This window comes from Streptomyces sp. CC228A, assembly GCF_021390935.1.
GTDB lineage: Bacteria > Actinomycetota > Actinomycetes > Streptomycetales > Streptomycetaceae > Streptomyces.
In genome coordinates, this window is sequence record NZ_JAJPUI010000007.1 from 115,932 (window position 1) to 136,224 (window position 20,293).

At 76.2% G+C, this 20,293-nt stretch carries 15 protein-coding genes and 1 pseudogene; 9 read left to right on the forward strand and 7 right to left on the reverse strand.

The window, feature by feature from the left end; translation table 11 throughout:
- The first annotated feature begins 219 nt into the window (after nucleotides 1-219).
- Complete coding sequence (locus tag L6E17_RS20550; RefSeq protein ID WP_236242471.1) at nucleotides 220-1,710, forward strand: 3' terminal RNA ribose 2'-O-methyltransferase Hen1; 1,491 nt, start codon at nucleotides 220-222, stop codon at nucleotides 1,708-1,710.
- Nucleotides 1,707-4,271 (forward strand): polynucleotide kinase-phosphatase, encoded by a 2,565-nt coding sequence (locus tag L6E17_RS20555; RefSeq protein WP_236242224.1) that lies wholly within the window; start codon nucleotides 1,707-1,709, stop codon nucleotides 4,269-4,271. Before L6E17_RS20550 ends, L6E17_RS20555 begins: the two co-directional genes overlap by 4 nt.
- Nucleotides 4,272-4,715: 444 nt before the next feature.
- Here L6E17_RS20555 and L6E17_RS20560 read toward each other — a convergent pair whose 3' ends face one another.
- Nucleotides 4,716-5,849, reverse strand: coding sequence for a hypothetical protein (locus tag L6E17_RS20560; protein WP_236242225.1), 1,134 nt, complete (start codon nucleotides 5,847-5,849; stop codon nucleotides 4,716-4,718).
- 425 nt (nucleotides 5,850-6,274) lie between these two features.
- Between L6E17_RS20560 and L6E17_RS20565 the strand changes: the two genes are divergently transcribed.
- Nucleotides 6,275-6,682 carry a hypothetical protein gene (locus L6E17_RS20565; RefSeq protein WP_236242490.1) on the forward strand — a complete coding sequence of 136 codons (408 nt, stop codon included), beginning with the start codon at nucleotides 6,275-6,277 and terminating at the stop codon, nucleotides 6,680-6,682.
- 47 nt (nucleotides 6,683-6,729) lie between these two features.
- Here L6E17_RS20565 and L6E17_RS31555 read toward each other — a convergent pair whose 3' ends face one another.
- The 3 genes from L6E17_RS31555 to L6E17_RS20580 all read right to left on the reverse strand — a co-directional run bounded on the left by L6E17_RS31555 (nucleotide 6,730) and on the right by L6E17_RS20580 (nucleotide 9,102).
- Nucleotides 6,730-7,887: a DUF6099 family protein gene (locus L6E17_RS31555; protein ID WP_374109103.1), complete on the reverse strand. Its 1,158-nt coding sequence runs from the start codon at nucleotides 7,885-7,887 to the stop codon at nucleotides 6,730-6,732.
- A gap of 125 nt (nucleotides 7,888-8,012) precedes the next feature.
- Nucleotides 8,013-8,381 carry a nucleotide pyrophosphohydrolase gene (locus L6E17_RS20575; RefSeq protein WP_236242226.1) on the reverse strand — a complete coding sequence of 123 codons (369 nt, stop codon included), beginning with the start codon at nucleotides 8,379-8,381 and terminating at the stop codon, nucleotides 8,013-8,015.
- 319 nt (nucleotides 8,382-8,700) lie between these two features.
- Nucleotides 8,701-9,102 carry a cell division protein SepF gene (locus L6E17_RS20580; RefSeq protein WP_236242227.1) on the reverse strand — a complete coding sequence of 134 codons (402 nt, stop codon included), beginning with the start codon at nucleotides 9,100-9,102 and terminating at the stop codon, nucleotides 8,701-8,703.
- A gap of 902 nt (nucleotides 9,103-10,004) precedes the next feature.
- Here L6E17_RS20580 and L6E17_RS20585 point away from each other — a divergent pair.
- Nucleotides 10,005-11,507 carry an ATP-binding protein gene (locus L6E17_RS20585; RefSeq protein WP_236242228.1) on the forward strand — a complete coding sequence of 501 codons (1,503 nt, stop codon included), beginning with the start codon at nucleotides 10,005-10,007 and terminating at the stop codon, nucleotides 11,505-11,507.
- Nucleotides 11,508-11,749: 242 nt separating this feature from the next.
- Here L6E17_RS20585 and L6E17_RS20590 read toward each other — a convergent pair whose 3' ends face one another.
- The gene (locus tag L6E17_RS20590; protein ID WP_236242229.1) at nucleotides 11,750-12,916 is read right to left on the reverse strand and encodes a site-2 protease family protein; all 1,167 of its coding nucleotides are present in this window, start codon (nucleotides 12,914-12,916) and stop codon (nucleotides 11,750-11,752) included.
- A gap of 80 nt (nucleotides 12,917-12,996) precedes the next feature.
- Here L6E17_RS20590 and L6E17_RS20595 point away from each other — a divergent pair.
- Nucleotides 12,997-13,640, forward strand: a pseudogene (locus L6E17_RS20595) (phosphoribosyltransferase); the annotation flags it as partial.
- A gap of 189 nt (nucleotides 13,641-13,829) precedes the next feature.
- Nucleotides 13,830-14,876, forward strand: coding sequence for an HPP family protein (locus L6E17_RS20600; RefSeq protein WP_236242230.1), 1,047 nt, complete (start codon nucleotides 13,830-13,832; stop codon nucleotides 14,874-14,876).
- Nucleotides 14,877-14,949: 73 nt separating this feature from the next.
- Here the strand turns inward: L6E17_RS20600 and L6E17_RS20605 are convergent, their stop codons facing one another.
- A complete protein-coding gene (locus L6E17_RS20605) occupies nucleotides 14,950-15,831 on the reverse strand; it encodes a caspase family protein (protein WP_236242231.1) in 882 nt (293 codons plus the stop codon).
- Between the two features lie 455 nt (nucleotides 15,832-16,286).
- Between L6E17_RS20605 and L6E17_RS20610 the strand changes: the two genes are divergently transcribed.
- The 3 genes from L6E17_RS20610 (at nucleotide 16,287) to L6E17_RS20620 (ending at nucleotide 19,482) form a co-directional block, all read left to right on the forward strand.
- The gene (locus tag L6E17_RS20610) at nucleotides 16,287-17,156 is read left to right on the forward strand and encodes a DNA/RNA non-specific endonuclease (RefSeq protein WP_236242232.1); all 870 of its coding nucleotides are present in this window, start codon (nucleotides 16,287-16,289) and stop codon (nucleotides 17,154-17,156) included.
- A 32-nt stretch (nucleotides 17,157-17,188) separates the two neighbouring features.
- A complete protein-coding gene (locus L6E17_RS20615; RefSeq protein ID WP_236242233.1) occupies nucleotides 17,189-18,175 on the forward strand; it encodes a hypothetical protein in 987 nt (328 codons plus the stop codon).
- 146 nt (nucleotides 18,176-18,321) lie between these two features.
- Nucleotides 18,322-19,482, forward strand: coding sequence for a hypothetical protein (locus L6E17_RS20620; RefSeq protein ID WP_236242234.1), 1,161 nt, complete (start codon nucleotides 18,322-18,324; stop codon nucleotides 19,480-19,482).
- 509 nt (nucleotides 19,483-19,991) lie between these two features.
- Here L6E17_RS20620 and L6E17_RS20625 read toward each other — a convergent pair.
- Entirely contained in the window at nucleotides 19,992-20,138 is a 147-nt protein-coding gene (locus tag L6E17_RS20625; RefSeq protein ID WP_236242235.1) for a hypothetical protein, read from the reverse strand.
- Nucleotides 20,139-20,293 lie beyond the last annotated feature (155 nt).

Consider the following 20,293-nt stretch of genomic DNA (forward strand, 5'->3'; position numbering starts at 1 on the left):
CACCAGGCGCACACGAATCGAAGGCTGCTCCCCCTGTGCTGCACCATGCCCCAGGCGAACACCCAGTGCGCCCCCAGTGCGCCCTGGGCCGGCACCGCCACCGGTGCGCGCCGCCGCCCGCCGGACCGGGGAGACCGGCCGCGGCGACCTCGCCCCCGGCCGTCGTCTGCCGGTAAAAGCGCTGGCCGCGGCGGTACGGGGACCGGGATACTCGGACACGTGTTCCTGACGATCAGTACGACCGGCACCCCTGAGCGACCCGCCTCCGACCTCGGCTTCCTGCTGCACAAGCATCCCGACCGGGCACAGGCGTTCTCCACGTCCCACGGTACGGCGCACGTCTTCTATCCCGAGGCGACGGCCGAGCGCTGCACGGCGGCCCTGCTGCTGGAGGTGGACCCGGTCGCGCTGGTGCGGCGCACCAAGGGCAAGGGCGGCGGCCAGGGCACGGCCCTCGCGCAGTACGTCAACGACCGGCCGTACGCGGCGTCGTCGCTGCTCGCGGTCGCGCTCGGCGGGGTGTTCTCCAGCGCCCTCAAGGGGCAGTGCGCCGCCCGGCCGGAGCTCGTCACGCGGCCGCTGCCGCTGCGCGTGGTCGTTCCCGCGCTGCCCGCCCGCGGCGGGGCAGACCTGGTGCGTGCGCTCTTCGAGCCGCTGGGGTGGCGCGTGGACGCCGCACCGGTGCCGCTCGACGAGCGGTTCCCGGAGTGGGGCGACTCGCGGTACGTACGGCTCGTGCTGGAGGGCGACCAGCGGCTGTCGGACGCGCTGCGCCACCTGTATGTGCTGCTGCCGGTGCTCGACGACGCCAAGCACTACTGGGTGTCGGCGGACGAGGTGGACAAGCTGCTGCGGGCCGGCGAGGGCTGGCTGGCCGGGCACCCGGAGCAGAAGCTGATCACCAGCCGCTACCTGGCGCGGCGCTGGTCGCTGACCCGGCAGGCCATGGAGCGGCTGGAGCTCGCCCGGCTGGCGGCGTCCGACGACACCGACGTGGAGGAGCTGGACAATGCCGTCGACGAGTCCGCGGACACCGAGGAGCGGCCGGTGCCGCTGGCGGTGCAGCGCCGGGAGGCGATCCTCGCGGCGCTGCGCACGGCGGGCGCCCAGCGGGTGCTGGACCTGGGCTGCGGGCAGGGCCAGCTGGTAAGGGAGCTGCTGAAGGACCCCCGGTTCACGGAGGTCGTCGGCGTCGACGTGTCCGTGCGGGCGCTGACGCTCGCGGCACGGCGCATCGGGCTGGAGCGCATGGGCGAGCGCCAGGCGGCGCGTGCGGCCCTGTTCCAGGGATCCCTGGCGTACACCGACAAGCGGCTCAAGGGCTATGACGCGGCGGTGCTGAGCGAGGTCGTCGAGCATGTCGACCCGCCGCGGCTGCCGGCGCTGGAGTACGCGGTGTTCGGCGCGGCCCGCCCCGCCACCGTGCTCGTGACCACGCCAAACGTCGAGTACAACGTCCGCTGGGAGTCCCTGCCCGCCGGCCGTGTCCGGCACGGCGACCACCGTTTCGAGTGGACGCGCGCCGAGTTCCGCTCCTGGGCCGAGCAGGTGGCGCGGCAGTACGGCTACACGGTCGCGTACGAGCCCGTCGGACCCGATGACCCCGAGGTGGGCCCGCCCACGCAGATGGCGGTGTTCACCGTCGGCACCGACCAGGAGACCAGCACCGCCGCGACCGCGCCGGCCACGAAGGAGGAAAAGGCCGCATGACCACCACCCCCGCCCCGGAGACCGCCGCCGCGCGGACGCCGCGCCGGCTGCCCGTCACCGACCTGTCCCTCGTGGTTCTGGTCGGCGCCACAGGTTCCGGCAAGTCCACGTTCGCCGCGAAGCACTTCAAGCCCACCGAGGTCCTCTCGTCGGACTTCTGCCGGGGCCTCGTCGCGGACGACGAGAACGACCAGAGCGCGTCCCGCGACGCCTTCGACGTGCTGCACCACATCGCCGGCAAGCGGCTGGCCGCGGGGCGGCTGACCGTCGTCGACGCGACGAGCGTGCAGCAGGAGTCCCGCCGGCAGCTGGTGCAGCTCGCCCGCGCGCACGACGTGCTGCCCATCGCGATCGTGCTGGACGTCCCCGAGGAGGTGTGCGCCGCCCGCAACGCGGCGCGCCCGGACCGGGCCGGAATGCCGCGGCACGTGATACGCCGCCACCGCCGCGAACTCCACCGGTCCCTGCGCGGCCTGGAACGCGAGGGGTTCCGCAAGGTGCACGTGCTGCGCGGCGTGGAGGAGATCGACGCGGCCGAGGTGGTGCTGGAGCGCCGCTTCAACGACCTGCGGCACCTGACCGGCCCGTTCGACGTGATCGGCGACATCCACGGGTGCTCGTCCGAGCTGGAGGCGCTCCTCGCGAAGCTCGGCTACGAGGACGGCCGCCACCCGGAGGGACGCACCGCCGTGTTCGTCGGCGACCTCGTGGACCGCGGCCCGGACAGCCCGGGGGTGCTGCGCCGCGTCATGGACATGGTCGCGTCGGGCGACGCGCTGTGCGTGCCCGGCAACCACGAGAACAAGCTGGGCCGCTGGCTGAACGGCCGCAAGGTGCAGCTCACCCACGGCCTCGCGCAGACCGTGGAGCAGCTGGAGCGGGAGGACGACGCGTTCCGGGAGCGGGTGCGGCGGTTCATCGACGGGCTCGTCAGCCACTACGTCCTCGACGGCGGCGACCTGGTGGTGTGCCACGCCGGCCTGCCCGAGAAGTACCACGGCCGCACGTCGGGCCGGGTGCGCTCGCACGCCCTGTACGGCGACACGACCGGCGAGACCGACGAGTTCGGGCTGCCCGTGCGCTACCCGTGGGCGGAGGAGTACCGCGGCCGGGCGACGGTCGTCTACGGCCACACCCCGGTGCCCGGCACGTCGTGGGTCAACAACACGATCTGCCTGGACACGGGCGCCGTGTTCGGCGGCCGGCTGACGGCGCTGCGCTGGCCGGAGCGCGAACTGGTCGACGTGCCGGCGGAGAAGGTGTGGTACGAGCCGGTGCGGCCGCTCGCGCAGGACGCGCCCGGCGGCCACCAGGGCCGGCCGCTGGACCTGGCGGACGTGCACGGCCGCCGGGTCGTGGAGACCCGCCACGCGGGCAAGGTCGCGGTCCGCGAGGAGAACGCCGCCGCGGCCCTGGAGGTCATGAGCCGCTTCGCGGTGGACCCCCGGCTGATCCCGTACCTGCCGCCCACCATGGCGCCCACGGCGGCCTCCGGCCTCGACGGGTACCTGGAGCACCCGGCGGAGGCGTTCGCCCAGTACGCGGCCGACGGTGTCGCGCGCGTGGTGTGCGAGGAGAAGCACATGGGGTCGCGGGCGGTGGCGCTGGTCTGCCGGGACGCGGAGGCAGCGGAGCGGCACTTCGGTGTCCGGGGCCCCACCGGCTCCCTCTACACCCGCACGGGCCGCCCGTTCTTCCCCGACGAGGGCACGACGGAGCAGGTGCTGTCCCGGATCCGGGCGGCGGTGTCGGCGTCGGGCCTGTGGGACGAGCTGGACACGGACTGGCTGCTGCTCGACGGCGAGCTGATGCCGTGGTCGCTGAAGGCGGGCGGGCTGCTGCGCGGCCAGTACGCGGCGGTGGGGGCGGCCGCGGCCGCGGTGTTCCCCGAGGCCGTCGGCGCGCTGGAGGCGGCGGTCGGCCGGGGCGTCGACGTGGGCGGGCTGCTGCCGCGGCAGCAGGAGCGGGCCGCCGACGCGTCGGCGTTCACGGACGCCTACCGCCGCTACTGCTGGACGACGGACGGCCTGGACGGCGTCCGCTTCGCCCCGTTCCAACTGCCGGCCGTGCAGGGCCGCAGCCTGGCGGAGCTGCCCCACGACGAGCAGCTCACCCTGCTGGACCGGCTGGTGGAGGGGGACGGGACGGGTCTGCTGCAGGCCACCCGCCGGCTCGTCGTCACCACGACAGACGAGGCGTCGGTACGGGAGGGCGTCGACTGGTGGCTGGAGCTGACCGCCCGGGGCGGCGAGGGCATGGTGGTCAAGCCGCTCGCGGCGGTCGCCCGGGACGGGCGGGGCCGCCTGGTCCAGCCGGGCGTCAAATGCCGCGGCCGCGAGTACCTGCGCATCATCTACGGCCCCGAGTACACCCGCCCCGACAACCTCCGGCGCCTGCGTTCCCGCTCGCTGGGCCACAAGCGCTCCCTGGCGCTGCGCGAGTACGCCCTCGGGCTGGAGTCCCTGGAGCGCCTGGCCGCCGGCGAACCGCTGTGGCGGGTCCACGAAGCCGTGTTCGCGGTGCTGGCCCTGGAGTCGGAGCCGGTGGACCCCCGGCTCTGACCGCGGCCCGGAACGGCCCCTGCGCCCGCAGGACCGCGGGGGCCGGCCGCAGAACCAGTCCGTGCCCGGCCGGCGCCGGGCCCGGGGCCGGGGCGGTGGCCGGCCGCTGGACCACGGCGGCGAGCCGGGCGCCGTGCCACGGAGCGGGGCCGGGGGCCTGGCCACCGTCCCACGGGCCGGTCCGGCGCCCGGCCGACACCGCCCGACGCCGAGGACGCTGCGGACGGACGACGGCCAACCTCCGTCCACGCCACGAATGCTGGGGACGGACGACGGCCAACCTCCTGGCGCGCCACGAACCCTGCCGACGCACGACCGCCAACCCCCGGCCACACCACGAACCCTGCCGACGCACGACCGCCAACCCCCGGCCACACCACGAACCCTGCCGACGCACGATGGCCAACCCCCGGCCAAGCCAAGGATGCTGGGGACGGGCGAAGGTCACCCCGCGGCCGTGAGTTCGTCCGCGACCTTGGCGAGCAGCGCACCGCTCGCCTCGGCATCGTGGCCGAGCACCACGGACACTCTCGGCAGCCCGGTCAGCCGCTCGGCGAGGGCAGCGGCGCCGGGGGCGCCGGTGGCGGGGAGGAGGCCGAAGACGTCGGGGTACCGGTCCTCCCTTCCCGCGGGGAAGACGTCGGCCTCGCTCGGCACGTGATCCTTCTCGGCGAGGGCGGCCGTCGCCTCCGGGCTGATCTTCGGGAACAGCAGGCCCGCCACCCGGCCTTCGGCGGACAGGCCCAGACCGAGCCAGTCGGCGAGCTGGTCCGGGAAGAACTGCGCCTTCAGCTCCCGCCCGCCCTCCCGCAGCAGGGGCTCCCGGCGGCCGTCGACCAGGGCGCGGGTGACGGCGGGGTGCTGGGTCGGGTGGAGCCGCTCCCCCTCGGCCAGCCTGGCCCGCACCGAGTCGTACCGGCCGAGGGCGTCCAGGAGGCCGAGTCCGACGGCGGCGGCCGACGGCCACGGCAGGATGGCGACCCTGCCGTCGTGCTCGACGCGGGCGAACACCCGGTCGTTGGCCAGCAGCCCCCACCCGGACCGCGCCAGCAGCACGGCGGTCGTGGTCTTTCCCGTCCCCCTGCCGCCCAGGGCGATGACGGCCTGCCCGTCCCGGGTGGCGGCGGAGGCGTGCAGGACCGTCCAACCGGCCTGGGCGAGCCGACCCCGCACGGATTCGCGGACCAGCCGGGCGGCGGCGACGGCCACCGCCTCCGCCTGGTGTCCCGCGACGACCAGGCGGCGGCTGTCGACCTGGTAGGCCAGTTCCTCGTCGGGTTGCACGGCGTAGGTGATGCTGCCGCGGCGGGCGACGAGGGTGCGGGCCCCGGCGTAGTCGGTCTCGTCGTGCGCGTCCTCCGCGACGAGTTCGGCGATGCTTCCCGCCAGCCTCGGGTTGACGTCGGCGAACACCACGGCGTCACCCTCCGCGGAGTCGTCGGGGCCGAGCGCCTCGACGCCGGACGCGTACCACCACGGGCCGAAGTACCGGGCGGCCCAGGAAGCCACCCCCTTGTCATGGCTGACCACGGTCACGGTGGCGGTGTCCGCGTGGATTCGGGTCGCGTACAGGGTCACGGTCGGGCTCCTTCTTCGGGTACGGGTCCGGGTGTGGTGCACCGTGGACCGAGCGGGCCGGATGTGCAATTCCCTTCCGCCCCCGGCGCCACCGCGGTTGACGCCTAGCACGTCAGTCCAGTGGGGCGGTCCGGCCCGGCAGCTGACCGGTTCACCCGGATCCGACAGCATTCGAGAGGCGCGCGGACCGGCGGGCTGCCGGCGCCGCGCGGCGCCCACGCGCCCGGGCGGAGGACCTGGCGCCCCCGAAGGACCACCCGTTCGAACACCGTCAACGCAGCCGTGACGGACCGTGACCGGCGTCGCGGGGTGATCGTTGGGTCGGCGGTGCCGGACCGCCCGGCCCACGTGTCGGCCGCGACCGCCGGCGCGTCGCTCTCCCGTCGCCCTCCCGTCCCGGGTGGGCCTGCGCCGAGGAGGCCTTGATGTCCCAGGAAGCCGTGCCCGAACAGGCCGTGTCCGCTCAGGACATGCCCGAGCAGCAGGGCGCCGGCGCCCCGAAGGGCCTGCTGCAGCAGATGGAGGAGCTCATGGCGGCGCTCACCGCGGACCTGTCGCAACTGGACGCCGACCTACAGTCCTCGGCCCAGCGATCGGCGGGCGACGGTGACGCCACCGGCAGCGGCAGCGGCAGCGGCAGCGGCAGCGGCACGGAACCTGCCGCTGGGGCCGGGAGCGACTCTGGCACTGGCACCGACCTCGGCCCCACCCCCGGTGCCGGCGCCGCCGCGGGGGCGGTGATCACCCCGCCGACTGCGGTGTCCGCGCTGTATGGGGACGAGGAGCCGGACGGGCGCCCGCAGGGCGCGTTCCTTCGCCGCCGCTTCTCCTGACGCCGCCTGCACCCCTCCCCCGCCCACCCCGCCGCGCCGACACCGCGTCAGTGCGCCGCGGCATCTGCCGCGTCGGCACCTTCGCAGGATTCTCCGGGCCCCGGCGCCCCGCCGTCTGCCCCGGCCGGTATGGGGCGGTCCGGCACCGCGCGTCCCCGCTCACGAAGCCGCTCGGCGCGGGGCCGCTCGGCGCCGGGCCGCTCAGCACGCGGCTCGTCGGCCTCCACCCGGTCGACCCGGGGATGGTCGACGCGGAGCCCGCCGGCCTCGACCCGGTCGGCTCGGGGCCGGTCGGCGTCCGGCCGACCGACGTTCACCCGGTCGGCGCGCGGCTCGTCTCCCACCACAGGCTTCCCGGCAGACGCGACCGGCTCCCCGCGGGGATCGGCCGGCGGTACCGGCGCCGCTGTCACCGGTGAGACCTCGGAGAGCCTGCCGCTCGCAGCGCCCCGCGCCTCGGGGTGGTGGGCAGGTCGCGGATCGTCGTCGACCACCTCGGTGCCGGGCTCCCGGGCCCGTCCGTGGTCCTGAGCGGACGCCTCACCCTGAACGCCTCCGTGGTCCTCAGCGGGCGCCTGCCCCTGCACACCTCCGCGGTCCTGAGCGGGTGCTTCACCCTGAACACCTCCGCGGGGCCGAGCGGGCGCCTGACCCTGAACACCCCCGTGGGTCTGAGCCGGCACCTGGGGCTGCACCCGTTCGCGCACCGGGTGGCGCCCCTGGTCCTGATGGTTGTCCGTGGGTCGTATGCCGCGCTGGTCCCCCTCCGTCGGTCCGGGAGCTCTCGCCCGGTCGCGGACGGTGAGGCGGCGCAGCATGGCGGCGACCCGCTCGGTCGCCTCGTCAGCGGCGTCGATGGCTTCGATGGTCTGCCAGTACAAGCCCTCGTCGTCCGTGGCGCAGGCCACCCCCACCAGGGCCATGCCCACATCCCCGAGCAGGGCCCCGAGCGCCGCCAAAGCGGCGGCCAGATCGGCCACTTCGGTGAGGCGCTCGGCGGGGGCGGCGGGGCCGCCGCCCCGGCCCCCCGTCTCGGCGAGCGCACGCGCTTCGCCTCTCAGCTCGCGCGGCCCGCTGAGGGCCACGAGGCCACCGACGGCCTGGGCGAGGCGCTGCGCCCGCCAGACCGCCGCCATGATGTCCCGTTCGTCCGCACTCGACGCCAGGTCCCGCCGACTGATCGCGATGAGTCGTTCCGCCTCCATGGACGCCGCCCCCGTTCGTACGACTTTCCGCTCACTGACTCACTACCCAGAGTGAACCCGTCCGAGCACAAAGGCCAGGGGAATTCGGAAATCTGTGGACAGGAAGCTCAGTATGTAAAAGTCACTCACTCCGAAGAGTGACGATCCGTCCGGGCACCCCGGCCCGGTGGGCGCCCCACCGGGAAACGGAGCTCGTTGCGGTCGATCTTGGCGGACAGCGCGGCCAGCGGATCCACACCCAGCGTCCCGCAGAACTGCAGCAGGTAGGCCAGCACGTCCGCGACCTCGTCGGCCACCCGGTGAGCCGTGTCCGGGTCTTCCATGACCCGCGCGGCCTCGTCCGGCGTCAACCACTGGAAGATCTCCAGCAGTTCGGCGGCCTCCACGCTCAGTGCCGCCGCCAGGTTCTTCGGGGTGTGGTACGGCTGCCACTCGCGCGACGCCGCGAACTCGGCCAATCTGCGCTGCAGTCCCGCTACGTCAAGATCTGTCACGCCCTCAGGTGTACCAGGTCCCGCCGCCCCGTCGAGCGGGAGATCCAGGAGTGCCTTCGAAGGCACACGGTCCTGCGGACCGCGCGTCTGCCTGCCCGCACCCTGCCGGTCGCGCGCACCCCGCCTGCACCCTTGCCGGTCGCGCGCGCCCCGCCTGCACCTGCCGCCGCTGAAGTCCGCACGCTCCGCGGCCCCTCCCCGCACGAGCCGCACCCCAGCGGAACGGGGAGCACCAGGACGGCAGGGCCGCGCGCCCCCGCCGGGACGAGGCCGCGGCCGCGCCGAACCGTTCCGCCCGGAAGGGGCACCGTCTGTCGGGCTACGCGTGCGGCACGGCCGCAGCGGCCGTGCCCTCCACCTCCGTGCCGGCCGGCGCGAGGAGGAAGACGTTCCGGTCGACCCGGTGCATGGCGCTGCCGAGGCCGAAGACCACCCCGCTGCTGAAGTCCAGGATGCGCTTGGCGACCTCGGAGTCGGCACCGGTCAGATCCAGCAGCACCGGAACCTGCGCGACCAGGTACTCGGCGACCTCCCGGGCGTCCGCGAAGACCTGGACGCGCAGCACCACCATGCGCCGCTGCGCCGCGGCCTCCTCCTTCTCCCGCTGGATCGTGCGGTGGTCCACCATGGACGGCCACTCGTCGCGCCCCCGCAGCGGGACGACTTGTGCGAGGCCCTCCCACTGCTCGTCGGTGACGTCGTACCTCTCGTACCTACTCATACGCCCATCCTGGCGCCCCTCACCCGATCGGCCCAACTCCGACACGGCCCCCGTACCGCCTGCGGCGACCGGTGGTTCCGGACACGGGTGGAGCGGCCGGCCTCCCGGACGGCACGGGGCGGCAGGGAGGGGCGGCCGCAGCCCACGTCGTCGCCCCCGTACGGCAGGGCGCCCGGAGGTACCGGAAGGCGGCTACCACCCGCGCCGCCAAGGCGGCGGGTCCATCTCGCTTCCGGCGCGTGTACGGGAGATCCGTTTCACCCGTACGGCGTCGGCGCCGAGCCGGTCGGCGCCGCCGGGAGGCCGAGGCCCCGGTGACACCGCTCGCCGGCCCGCGGCCCAGCGGATCCGGTGACGCGCCGCTCCTGTCCGTCCGACCACCCGTCCGACCACCCGCCCGGCCGCCGACTGCCCGCCCGCCCGACTGCCGCCGGGCCCGGCCTGTCCACCCAGCCCGCCCGACTGCCCGATCCGCCCGGTCCGCCTGATCCGCTCAGTCCGTCCGATCCGCTCAGTCCGTCCGATCCGCCCGGTCCGTCCGATCCAGCCGATCCGGCCCGTCCACTTGGTCTGCCCGATCCGGCCGATCCGCCCGGCCGCCCCTGCTCCGCCCGCCGCTGTCTCCGGAGTGACCGGTGGGGCGGGTTCTGCCACGCTGAAAGCGGGGGTGTCAGGAGGCCAGGGACATGATGAGGACGCCCGGCGGAGCACCCGGAGGCGGGGCAGCCGGAACCCCACCGCACGCAGCCGCCTCGGACGGGGACCGGTCCGCGGCCGCGCCTCGCGAACCGCGCGCACCGGCCAAAGCGACCGCACCGGCCGAAGCGACCGGACCGGCCGAAGCAGCCGAAGCAGCCGAAGCAGCCGATACGGGAACGGCCGGAGTGGGTGGAGAATCCGCGGTGGAGGTAGCGGCGGGCGGCGGCCCGTTCGCCAAACCGGGTGCCGTCTTCGACCGCGACGCGGAATGGGACGCTCTCGTCGGCTTCGCGACGGATCCCGGGCCCGGGCCCCGGCTCGGCGTCGTCTCCGGGCGGCTGCGCCAGGGCAAGACCCATCTGCTGCGGGTGCTCACCGAGTCGACCGGCGGCTTCCTCTTCTGCGCCGACGACGCGGTGGAGGCGGAGTCGCTGAGGCGCCTCGGGGACCTGCTGGCCCGCCGCACCGGGAACGCGGAAGCCGGGCGGCCGCGCGACTGGACCGAGGCCGTGGACGCGCTGCTCGCCCTGGCCGGGCGGGAGCCCCTGCCCGTCGTCCTCGACGAGTTCCCAGGCCTCGTACGGCAGAGCCCGTCGCTGCCCGCCGTCCTCCACGCGGCGTTCCGGCGGCACGCGGACGGGCCGCACGGCGGAGCCTCTTCCGGCCGGGCCCGGCTGCTGCTCAGCGGCAGTGCCCGACCGGTGATGCGCAGGCTGTTCTGCGGGCCGTCCGCGCTGCGCGAACTCGTCACCACCGAAGTGGAGGTGGGGCCGTTCGGGTACCGGGAGGCGGCCCGGTTCTGGGGCCTGGACGACGTGCGGCTCGCCCTGCGGGTGCACGCCGTGGTCGGCGGGACGCCCGCGTACCGGCACGCCCTCGTCGCCGACCGCGCTCCGGCCGGGCCCGACGACTTCGACGCCTGGGTGTGCGCCACCGTGCTGGACCCCCGCACTCCGCTCTTCCACGAGGCGCCCCGGCTGGTGCACGAGGCGGCTGACAGCCGGGACCGCGGGCTGTGCCACTCCGTGCTCGCCGCCGTCGCCCTGGGCGCCGGCACGCCGGGCGAGGTCGCGGACCGGGTGGGTACTTCGCTGGGGGACGTGTCGCACGCGCTGGCGCTGCTCCGGGACTGCGCGCTGCTGCACGGCGAGCCGGACGTGCTGCGCCCGCAGCTGACCCGGCTGCGGGTCGCGGAGCCGCTGCTTGCCTTCGAGCACGCTGTCGTACGCCCCCACCGGACCCTGCTGGAGGGGACGCCGGGGCGGGCGGAGGAGGTATGGGTGTCGGCCCGGCCGGTCTTCGAGTCGACCGTCGCGCCCGCGCAGTTCGCGGAGGTGTGCCGCACGTGGGTACGGGACCACGCCGCGCCCGGCACGTTCGGTGGACCTGCGGGGCGGGTGGGCCACGGGTCGCTCGCGGGGCCCGGCGAGCCGGGCGCCGAGGTCGTCGTACGGGGCGAGGGCGCGGGCGGGCGGCCGGGGCCGCTGCTGTCCGTGGGGCTCGCGCGCTGGGGCGAGCTCGTGGACGTGCACCATCTGGAGCGGCTGCACCGCCTGGTGGGGCTGCTGGACGAGCGGGGCGAGGACGTGGCCCGGGTCGTCCCGGCCCTGTACAGCAGCGCCGGTTTCGGGCCCGCGCTCCGCACGGCGGAGGCGCAGGGCGACGTCGTCCTGGTGGGCCCCGACCGGCTCTACGCGGGCGGGTAGCGGCGAGCTCTCCCGTCCTTCCGCCGGTATGGCAGGAGGCCACCCCACCGGGGCACCGGCTTCCCCACCGGGCAGCGCCCCCGGGGGCAGTGACCACCCCACCGGGCAGCGCCACCGGGGCACCGGTCCCGCTGCCGGGCAGCGCCGCCAGGCTCCGCCTCGGCCACCGCGACCCGCCGCGGCCGCACCGGCGCCGCCACGCCCCTGGGGCCTGGCCCCACCGGGGCGGCGGCCCGCGCGGCTCACCAGCGGGGCGGGTTGCGGCCGCGGTCGCCGCGCCGCGGGGCGGCCGACATCAGCCACGTCACCGCGCGGTTGACGTCCGTCGACGACACCACCCCGACCAGCCGCCCGGCCTCGACGACCAGCACCCGGTGGTCCGGGCCGGCCTCCATGCGCGGCAGCAGGTCCGCCAGCGGGTCGTCGGGGGCGACGACGGTGACGTCGTCCAACGGCACCATGGTGTCGGCGACCGTGACGGTCCCGCGCTGCTCCTCCGGTACGGCGCGGGCGCGCTCCAGCGTCATCAGGCCGACCGGCCGCTCACCGTCGTCCGCCACCGCGGGGAACGCCGCGTGCCGGTAGCGGTAGCGCGGGTCGGCGAGGAACGCCGCCACGGACAGCGCCGCCGGTACGGCCACGGGGCCCGGCGTCATGGCCTGCCGCACGGGCACCCCCGCGAGCACGCCGCGCAGCTGCGCCTGCCGCCCCTCCGCGGTGGCCGCGGCCACCAGGAGCCAGCCGATCAGCGCGAGCCACAGACCGCCGAGGGCCGCCGTGCGGAGGAACAGCAGCAGGCCGACGACCACCAGCAGCCACCCGAAGGCCCGCCCGGCGGCCGTGGCGCCCGCGGTGGCGCGCAGCCGGTCCCCGGTACGCCACCAGATCACCGCCCGCAGCAGCCGCCCGCCGTCGAGCGGGGCCGCCGGAATGGCGTTGAACACGGCCAGCAGGACGTTGATCGCGGCCAGCCACACCACCGCCTCGACCAGCAGCCCAGGGGCCGCCGCAAGGCTCACCAGCCACGCGGCCGCCCCGAAGGCGCCGCCGAGCACCAGGCTGACCAGGGGGCCGACTCCGGCGATGCGCAGCTCGGCGGCCGGGCCCGGCGCCTCCGACCGCAGCCGGGCCGCGCCGCCCAGCAGCCACAGCACGATCTCGTCCACGTCCACGCCGTTGCGCCGGGCGACGATCGCGTGGGCCAGTTCGTGGGCGAGCAGCGACAGGAAGAAGACGACCGCGGTGACCAGTCCCGCGGCCCAGTACGCGAGCCCGGACCGGTCCGGGTACGCCTCCGGGAAGCGGCCCTGTGCCAGGCCCCATACGATGAGAGCGAAGATGAACAGGACGCTCCAGTGGACCCCGACGCGGACCTGGGCGATGCGTCCGATCGTGAAAGTCGCCCGCACGGCCCTCACCTTCCTCTCCCCCTCCCTTTCCATGGTGCCCGGCCCGTCGGCGCGGGGCACCCCTCAGGGAGGAGGACGACATGCGGTTCACCGACCGCGCGTCCGCAGGGCGGCAGCTCGCGGACGCGGTGGCGCGTCTGCTTCTGCGCGCGCCCGTGGTGCTCGGGCTGCCCCGCGGCGGGGTGCCCGTGGCGCATGAGGTGGCGCGGGTCCTCGGCGCGCCCCTCGACGTGCTCGTCGTACGGAAGCTCGGGGTGCCGTCGCGGCCCGAGCTGGGGTTCGGCGCGATCGGCGAGGGCGGCGTGCGGGTGCTGAACGAGTCGGTCGTCCGGGCGGCGCGGGTCCGGGAGTCGGATGTCCTGCGGGTGGAGGAGGCCGAGCGGGCGGTGCTCGAAGCGCGGTTGCGCCGGTACCGGGGGCAGCGGGCCGCCGTGCCGCTGGGCGGGCGCGCCGCGGTGCTCGTGGACGACGGCATCGCGACGGGTTCGACCGCGTCGGCGGCCTGCCGGGTGGCGCGGGCGCGGGGCGCGGCGGGGGTGGTCGTGGCCGTGCCGGTGGCGCCCCGGAAGCGCTCGGGCTGCTGCGGGAGGAGGCGGACGAGGTGGTGTGCCTGTCGTCACCGGAGTGGTTCACCGCGGTCGGGCAGTGGTACGACGACTTCTCGCAGACGAGCGACGAGGAGGTCGCCGCGCTGCTGGCCCGGCACACCCGCGACCGCCCCGACGGAGCCGCGGGGCCCGAAGGCGGCGAGCGCGGCGGGTGACGCGGCGGACGGTCCGGGGCCGGTGGGCGTGCCCGGACCGGCTGCGGCCGGATGCCGCCGCATCAGGGACGTTGAGCCCTCTTGCACACGGCCGCTCAGGCCGCACAGTGGAAGGAGAGGTTCCGTGCCCGAGGCCATGGGAGGCCCCTCATGGAGACCGTCACGAGGCAGCAGGCGCTCAAGGACACGTCGGAGGGACAGGTCTCCGGCGGCCCCTCGTACGGCGACGTCCTCCGGCCCGAGGAGGCCCCGCGTGCAGAGGCCGTCGGCATCGCCGAGGACCTCGGGTACGGCGGGAAGGCCGCCGCCGTGGAAGGCACCCGGCACGGCGAGGGCAGCCGCGCCACCGGGCACCGGGACGACGAGGGCAACCCCCGAAGTCCCCAAAGCCCCCGAAGTCCCCGAAGCAGTGGGCACAGCCGGGACAGCGCGGACAGCGGCAACACGGGGAGCGGTGGCAGGGCGGCCGTGCTGGACCGGCCCGTCGGAGCCGTGATGCGCACGTCGGTGGTCACCGTGGCCGCCGGTGAGACCGTGCTGGTGGCGTGGGAGCTGCTGGAGCGCACCCGCGCCCGCCACCTGCCCGTGGTGCGGTCGGACGGCCGCTGCGCGGGGGTGCTGGACCGTGCCGAGGTCGCCGTCGCCTGCGCGGCCCCGGCCGTGGCGCTGAGCCGCCGGTACGCGGGCGACCTGCTGCGCAGCCGCCGCTGCGCGGTCGTCCACCAGGACGATCCGGTGGGCAGGGCGGTGGACGTGATGGACGCCAACGGCTGCGAGGTGCTGCCGGTCGTCGCGGACGCGGGGCGGCTCGTCGGGCTGCTGGGCGCGGCGGACGTCGTGTCCGCGCTGGCGGCCGGCCTGCCGCGGCGGGGCGGCGGTGCCGTGCCCGTACCCGGTGATGCCGGGCCTGCCGCCGCGCCGCGACGTGGAGCGGGTCTCGCCCGTTCCGTAGGGAGAGGGGTCGGTGGACGGCGTGACCGAGAGCGAAGCGAGGACGACCATGTGCGCAGGCGGTACGGCCCCGAAGGACCGCGGGCGGGAGGCGTCCCCGGGCGGGGCGGCGCCCCCGGCGGGCGGCTGCCGGCTCACGGCGCGACCGGTTCGCGGTCGCGCCGCTCCACCGGGCGCGCCGCGTGGGGCCCGCCGCCGAAGGGGCGGCCGGTGCACACCATCCGTGTGCCCGCGCTGTTCGGCTGACCGGCCGGTACGCGGTACGCGGCCGGGTCCCGAGGCGCCGCGGGCACCGTACGCCGCGCGGGCGCCCGCCCGGTCAGACGGTGAACGGGCGCTGGGCGAGGAAGGCCGCCGAGGGCCGTCCCGACACGTACAGGTTCGGGCTCTGGTTCGGCGGCATGTGCCCGAGGATCGCGCGGTGGAAGGCGCGGTGCCCGCCGCGGAAGGCGCCGCCGTCCCAGACCTTCAGCAGGGTCCCGGTGAACAGGCCGTTGCGCCGGCCGTCGGCCGCGAGCTGGTTGTCCTGGCACGCGGAGAGCAGGACCGCGTCGGCCTCCAACCGGCCGTCGCGCCCTCCCGGCCGCCCTCCGGCGGCGGCCTCCGCGTCCAGCTCGCGCTGCAGCCCCTGGTAGAAGGCGCGGTCGCGCCGGTACAGCGCGCCCTGGAGCGCGGGCGGCATCAGCCGGGACGCGGCTGCGGCCTCGGCCCGGTCGGCGGTGCCGAACTGGTCCCGCAGCGCCTCGGGGGTGAGCACGTCCGGCACTTCGATGGCGGTGCCGCTGTGGCAGCAGTCCAGGAGGACGAAGAGCCGCGCTCCTTCGGGGAAGCGGGCGAGCTCACGCTGCAGTTCGTCGTCGAGGTACTCGCGGTCGTAGAGGACGAGCGTCTCGTCGAGGGCGTCGGTCTCCTCGTCGCCACCGGTCTCGTCGGGGACCTGCCCGCCGTGACCGGAGTACGTGAGGAGGAAGGCGTCGCCGTCGCGGAGCCGCCCCGCCGCGTCGCGGAGGGCGGCGGTGACGTGCTCGGCCGTGCCGTCGGCGGTGAGGAGGACGGTGTCGGAGTAGCCCGCGGCGCGGGCCAGCGCGGCCATGTCGCGGGCGTCGCTCTCGCAGGCGAGGAGCCGTCCGTCCCAGCCGTCGTAGCGGGCGGGGTCGACGGTGTCGAGTCCGATGTGCAGGGAGAGGCCGGCAGGTGCCATGGGGGTCTCCTTGTGCGGCGAGGGGGCTGCCGGGTCGTCCGGTCGGCGGCAGGTCCGGTCGGTCGTGTGCGGTCGATCGTGTGCGGTCGGTCGCAGGGTGCGGTCGCCGCACGCTTGGTCGGTGGGCGGTGGACGGCAGGCGGCAGGCGGCAGGCGGCAGGCGGCGTCGGCGGTCGGCGGTCAACGGGCGGCGGTCAACGGGCGGCGGTCAACGGGCGGCGTCGGCGGGCAGTCGGCCGCGGATCCCTCGGGCCGCCGTGGCGGTCCGCCAATGGGCAGCCGCCGCGGCGCCGTCGCCCCGGGGGGCTTGGAGGCCGTCGGCCGGGGCGGCGACGGGGCCATGTATGCCGCGCGGCCGCCCGCCCCGAACCCTCCGCGCCCGTCCCGTGCGCTGATGGGGTGGCGTGCGGCGCCGCTCCGTTGCTGCCGGGCCTCCGCACGGTACCGGTCACATCATGATCTCTTCGGATCCGTCCGAGGGCCGCCCGGACGACCTGTCCGGCCGCGCGGGCTTCGACGAGGGCTTCCTGGGGCCCGCGGTGCCCCTGCCGAGGCTCAGCGTGCCCGGTGTGGAGACGGTCGTCCTGCCGTACACCCACTTCAGCGTGGTGCTGCGGCCCGACAGGAGGCTGGCGGCGGCCACGGCGGTCGCCGTCGACGGCGGGCGGCTGGTGGAGGACGTGCCGCGCGACGACGCCTGGCGCCACGACCCGCGGGTGCCGGAGGACTGGCAGGCGGGCCCCGAGGTGTACCGGAACAACTCGCTCGACAGGGGCCACCTCGTGCGGCGCCTCGACCCGGTATGGGGAGCGGCCGCGGTGGCCGCCCGCGCGGACCGCGACACCTTCCACTACACGAACGCGGCGCCGCAGGCGGACGTGTTCAACCAGGGCAAGCAGGTGTGGCAGGGCCTGGAGAACCACCTGCTGGACCACGCCGCGCGCCACGACCGGAAACTGGCCGTGCTGACGGGTCCCGTCCTCCACGACGCGGACCCGCCGTACCGGGGCATCCAGGTGCCGCTGCGGTTCTGGAAGGTGGTCGCCTTCCTCCACGCCGGGGCGCTCGGCGCGACGGCGTACGTGCTGGACCAGAGCCCCGACCTGAGCCGGGACGCGGACCGCGCGCTCGTCGGCGCGGTGCCGGGCGCACCGCCGCCGCTCGGCGCGTTCCGCACGTACCAGGTGCCGGTGGCCGACATCGCGGAGCTGACCGGCCTCGACCTGGGATCCCTCCCCGAGGCCGACCTGATGCCGCCGACGCGCTCCCCCGAGGAGCGGTGGCGGCGGCTGGAGTCCCCCGCCGACACCCTCATGGACCTGTGATGGCACCGACGCCGCCGCACACGGGAGGCACCGTGCGACCCCGGATCGTGTACGTCCACGGCAGCGGCCCCAAGCCGCGCCCCGAGCTGCTCAAGGCCCAGTGGGACCGGGCCCTGTTCGGCCGGGACCTCGGTGAGGAGTCGCACCTGGCGTACTGGGCGCCCGTCCTGCACGGCGAGCCGCTGCCCGATCCCGTGCCGGACCCACTGGAGGGCACGCCGGACGGAGCCGCGGAGGCGGAGGCGGAGGCCGAAGCGGGCGGGGAGGAGGGCAGGCCGCGGCCGCCGGTGCTGGAGGACCCGGCCCAGTTCATGGCCCGCACGGCCACCGAGGCCCGGGCGGGCGACTCGGCCGGCGGGGTGGCGCGCGCCGCGGGCGGCGGGGCGCTGGGCGGCTGGCTGCGGGACATGACGTACCTGGCGGAGGCGCTGGCACTGGCGGAGGAGCCGCGGCCCGGTCCCGGGGAGGAGCCGCTCCCGGAGGCGCTGCCGCTGCCCAGGCCCGCACGGACGGCACTGTTCCGGCTGCTGGTGCGGCACACCTTCGAGGACGCCCACGCGTACTTCTTCGGCGGGGCGGGGCGGGCGGTCCGGCAGGCCGTGGTGGAGGCCCTGGACGCGGCGGGAGCGGACGCGGACGGCGGCGGGCCGCTCGTGGTGGTCGGCCACAGCCTCGGCAGCGTGGCCGCGTACGAGGTGCTGGCCGCGCGGAACCCGCGGGTGGACCTGTTCGTGACGCTGGGCTCGCCGCTGGCGGTGACGGAGGTGCAGGACTGCCTGGCGGCGCCGCCCGCGGTGCCGTCCCGCACGGCGCGGTGGCTGAACGCCTCCGACGGCCGGGACGTGGTGGCGCTCGACCACACCCTGCGGCCGGAGTACGCGCCGCCGGGCCGGATCACGGACCTGCTGGTGTCCAACGGCAGCGAGAACCACCACGGCGTGCTGGAGTACCTGGCGGACCCGCTGGTGCGCGACCCGGTACGGCGGGCGTGGACCCGGCCCGCACAGGGCGCCGGCTGACCGGATTGCAGCCGCCCGTGCCCGGTGTGACCATGGCGGGAGGGGACGCGAGGCGGACCGGGCTCGGACGCGGGGAGGACCCGAGAGGGGCCCTGCCGCAGTGCGCGGCCGGGCCGGCGGAGGACCCACCACCGGGCAGGTGAGTGATGCCGCTGCAGACCACGGAATGGGCGACCGTCACCACGTGGGCGCGGGACTTCCTGCTGCAGACGCCGGATCCGCACAGCGCCCTTGACCTCGCCGGGTTCCCGCGCGACTTTGTCGCCGCCCTGCCCCTCACGGCCCGGCCCGACCGGAACGCGACCGCGCTCGTGCACGCCTCCCGCAGGACCATCACCGCTCAGGTCGCCCTGCTGGAGGCGCTGCTGCGCAGCGGGCTGCGCGACCTGGAGGAGTCCCACAGGGCGGCGGAGTACCTGGCGCGGCTGCGGGAGGACGAGCGGCTGCACCGGTCGCGGGACGTGTTCCGCACGACGGTGCTGAGGAACGGCACCGAGGTGTTCCTGGACCGGGAAGGGCTGCGGGAGAGCCTGCGGAGCTTCATCGGGGACGCGCACACCGCCGTCCTCGTCGTGGACGGCGAGCCGGACAGCGGCAGGTCGTACACGTACACCTTCATCCGGCACCTCGCGCAGCACCACGGGTTCCGTCCGGCCCGGGTCGTCCTCGACCAGACCTCCACGGCCGGCCGGGTGGTGAGGCGGCTGGCCGCGTTCGTCACCGACCCGCGGGCGGGCACCCTCCTGGCGCCCGCGCCCGCCCCCGGCGGGACCGGGCTGAACGACCCGCTGCCGTCGCTCGACGACACCGCCCACGAGGTGGTGCGGCAGGCGACCGGCTCCGAGGACGTGTTCTGGTTCGTGCTGGACGACTGCGACCGCCTGGACCCCGCCTCGGACGTGTGGGAGCTGATCGGCCAACTGGCCCGCGCGGTCTACGCGTTCGAGGGGACCCACCGCGCGCAGGCGCCGCGCCTCGTGCTGCTGGGCTACAGCGAGACCGCGCGCCCGCTGCCGTACGAGCTGCGGGGCAGCGTGGTGCGGGACCGGTCGCACCCGGCGCGCCCCGCCGACCTGCGGGCGTTCTTCGAGCGGTACTTCCGCGAGGAGCCGCCCGCCCGGCTCGCCGGCCTGGCGGACGGGGAGCGGGAGCCCGCACTGGCCGAGCTGGTGGACGTGGCCGTGGAGGAGGTCCTCGCGGCGGTCGGGGACCCGCACCCCGCCGCGGCCCCCGCGGGCGGCGAGAGCTACATGCGGCGGCTGTGCACCGCCGCGGAGGGAGCGGTCCGTGTCTACCGCGCCCTCTGACCCGGGAGCCGTACGGGAGACCGCGCGGGCGGCGGTGCGGGAGGAGTTCCGCGCCCGGCTGCGCGAGGAGCTGCGCGGCGCGCTGGGCCTGCCGGCGCCGGTGCCGGACGTGCGGCGCCGCTACCGGCAGGCGGCGTGCCTGCTGGCGTCGTTCGACCCGGCGCGGCTGCGGCTGCCGGGCGAGGCCGCGCCGACCGGCCGGGCAGCCGTGGAGCTCGCGGCGGACTGCACGGCGGTCGGCGCGGGGACGCCGACGCGGAGTGGTCGCTGGTGCCGGAGGTACGGGAGGAGGCGCTGCGGTCCCTGGCGGGGCCGTCGGAGGCCCTCGCGCTGCTGGAGGCCAACGCGGCCGCGGTGCGGGGCGGCCCCGGACCGGAGTCGGCCTGCCTGGCCCTGCTGCGGCGGGACGCGGCGGCCCCGGCGGGAGCGGGGCGCCAGGCGACGGCGGGTGCGGGCGCGGGGGCGGCGCGGACGCGGGCGCCGATCTCCTCCAGGCGGTGCTGTGGCTGTCACTCGTGCCCGGGGTGGCCGGTCTCCCGGATCCCGCGGCCGTCCGGCGGGAGCTGGAGCTGGCCCGGCTGCTGGAGCCGCTGGAACGGCTGGTGCGGGTGCCGTTCGTGGGACGGGCGCGGGAGCTGGCGGAGCTGCGGCGCCATGCGACGGCCCCGCCGGACACGGCGCCCGGCGGCGGCCCCGCCCCGCCCCTGCTGGTCCACGGGGCGGGCGGCATGGGGAAGAGCACTCTGCTGGCGCACTTCGTCCTGGACGCCCTGGCCCCCGCCGGGGCGCGGCGGGGGACGGCGAACGCGGG

Coding starts and splice junctions, on each gene's coding strand:
- L6E17_RS20580 (WP_236242227.1), bottom strand. CDS start 9,102: ATGAGTAGGTACGAGAGGTACGACGTCACCGACGAGCAGTGGGAGGGC.
- L6E17_RS20620 (WP_236242234.1), top strand. CDS start 18,322: ATGCCGCTGCAGACCACGGAATGGGCGACCGTCACCACGTGGGCGCGG.
- L6E17_RS20555 (WP_236242224.1), top strand. CDS start 1,707: ATGACCACCACCCCCGCCCCGGAGACCGCCGCCGCGCGGACGCCGCGC.
- L6E17_RS20565 (WP_236242490.1), top strand. CDS start 6,275: ATGTCCCAGGAAGCCGTGCCCGAACAGGCCGTGTCCGCTCAGGACATG.
- L6E17_RS20610 (WP_236242232.1), top strand. CDS start 16,287: ATGATCTCTTCGGATCCGTCCGAGGGCCGCCCGGACGACCTGTCCGGC.
- L6E17_RS20605 (WP_236242231.1), bottom strand. CDS start 15,831: ATGGCACCTGCCGGCCTCTCCCTGCACATCGGACTCGACACCGTCGAC.
- L6E17_RS31555 (WP_374109103.1), bottom strand. CDS start 7,887: ATGGAGGCGGAACGACTCATCGCGATCAGTCGGCGGGACCTGGCGTCG.
- L6E17_RS20600 (WP_236242230.1), top strand. CDS start 13,830: ATGGAGACCGTCACGAGGCAGCAGGCGCTCAAGGACACGTCGGAGGGA.
- L6E17_RS20625 (WP_236242235.1), bottom strand. CDS start 20,138: ATGGCGCCGCAGCTCCGCCAGCTCCCGCGCCCGTCCCACGAACGGCAC.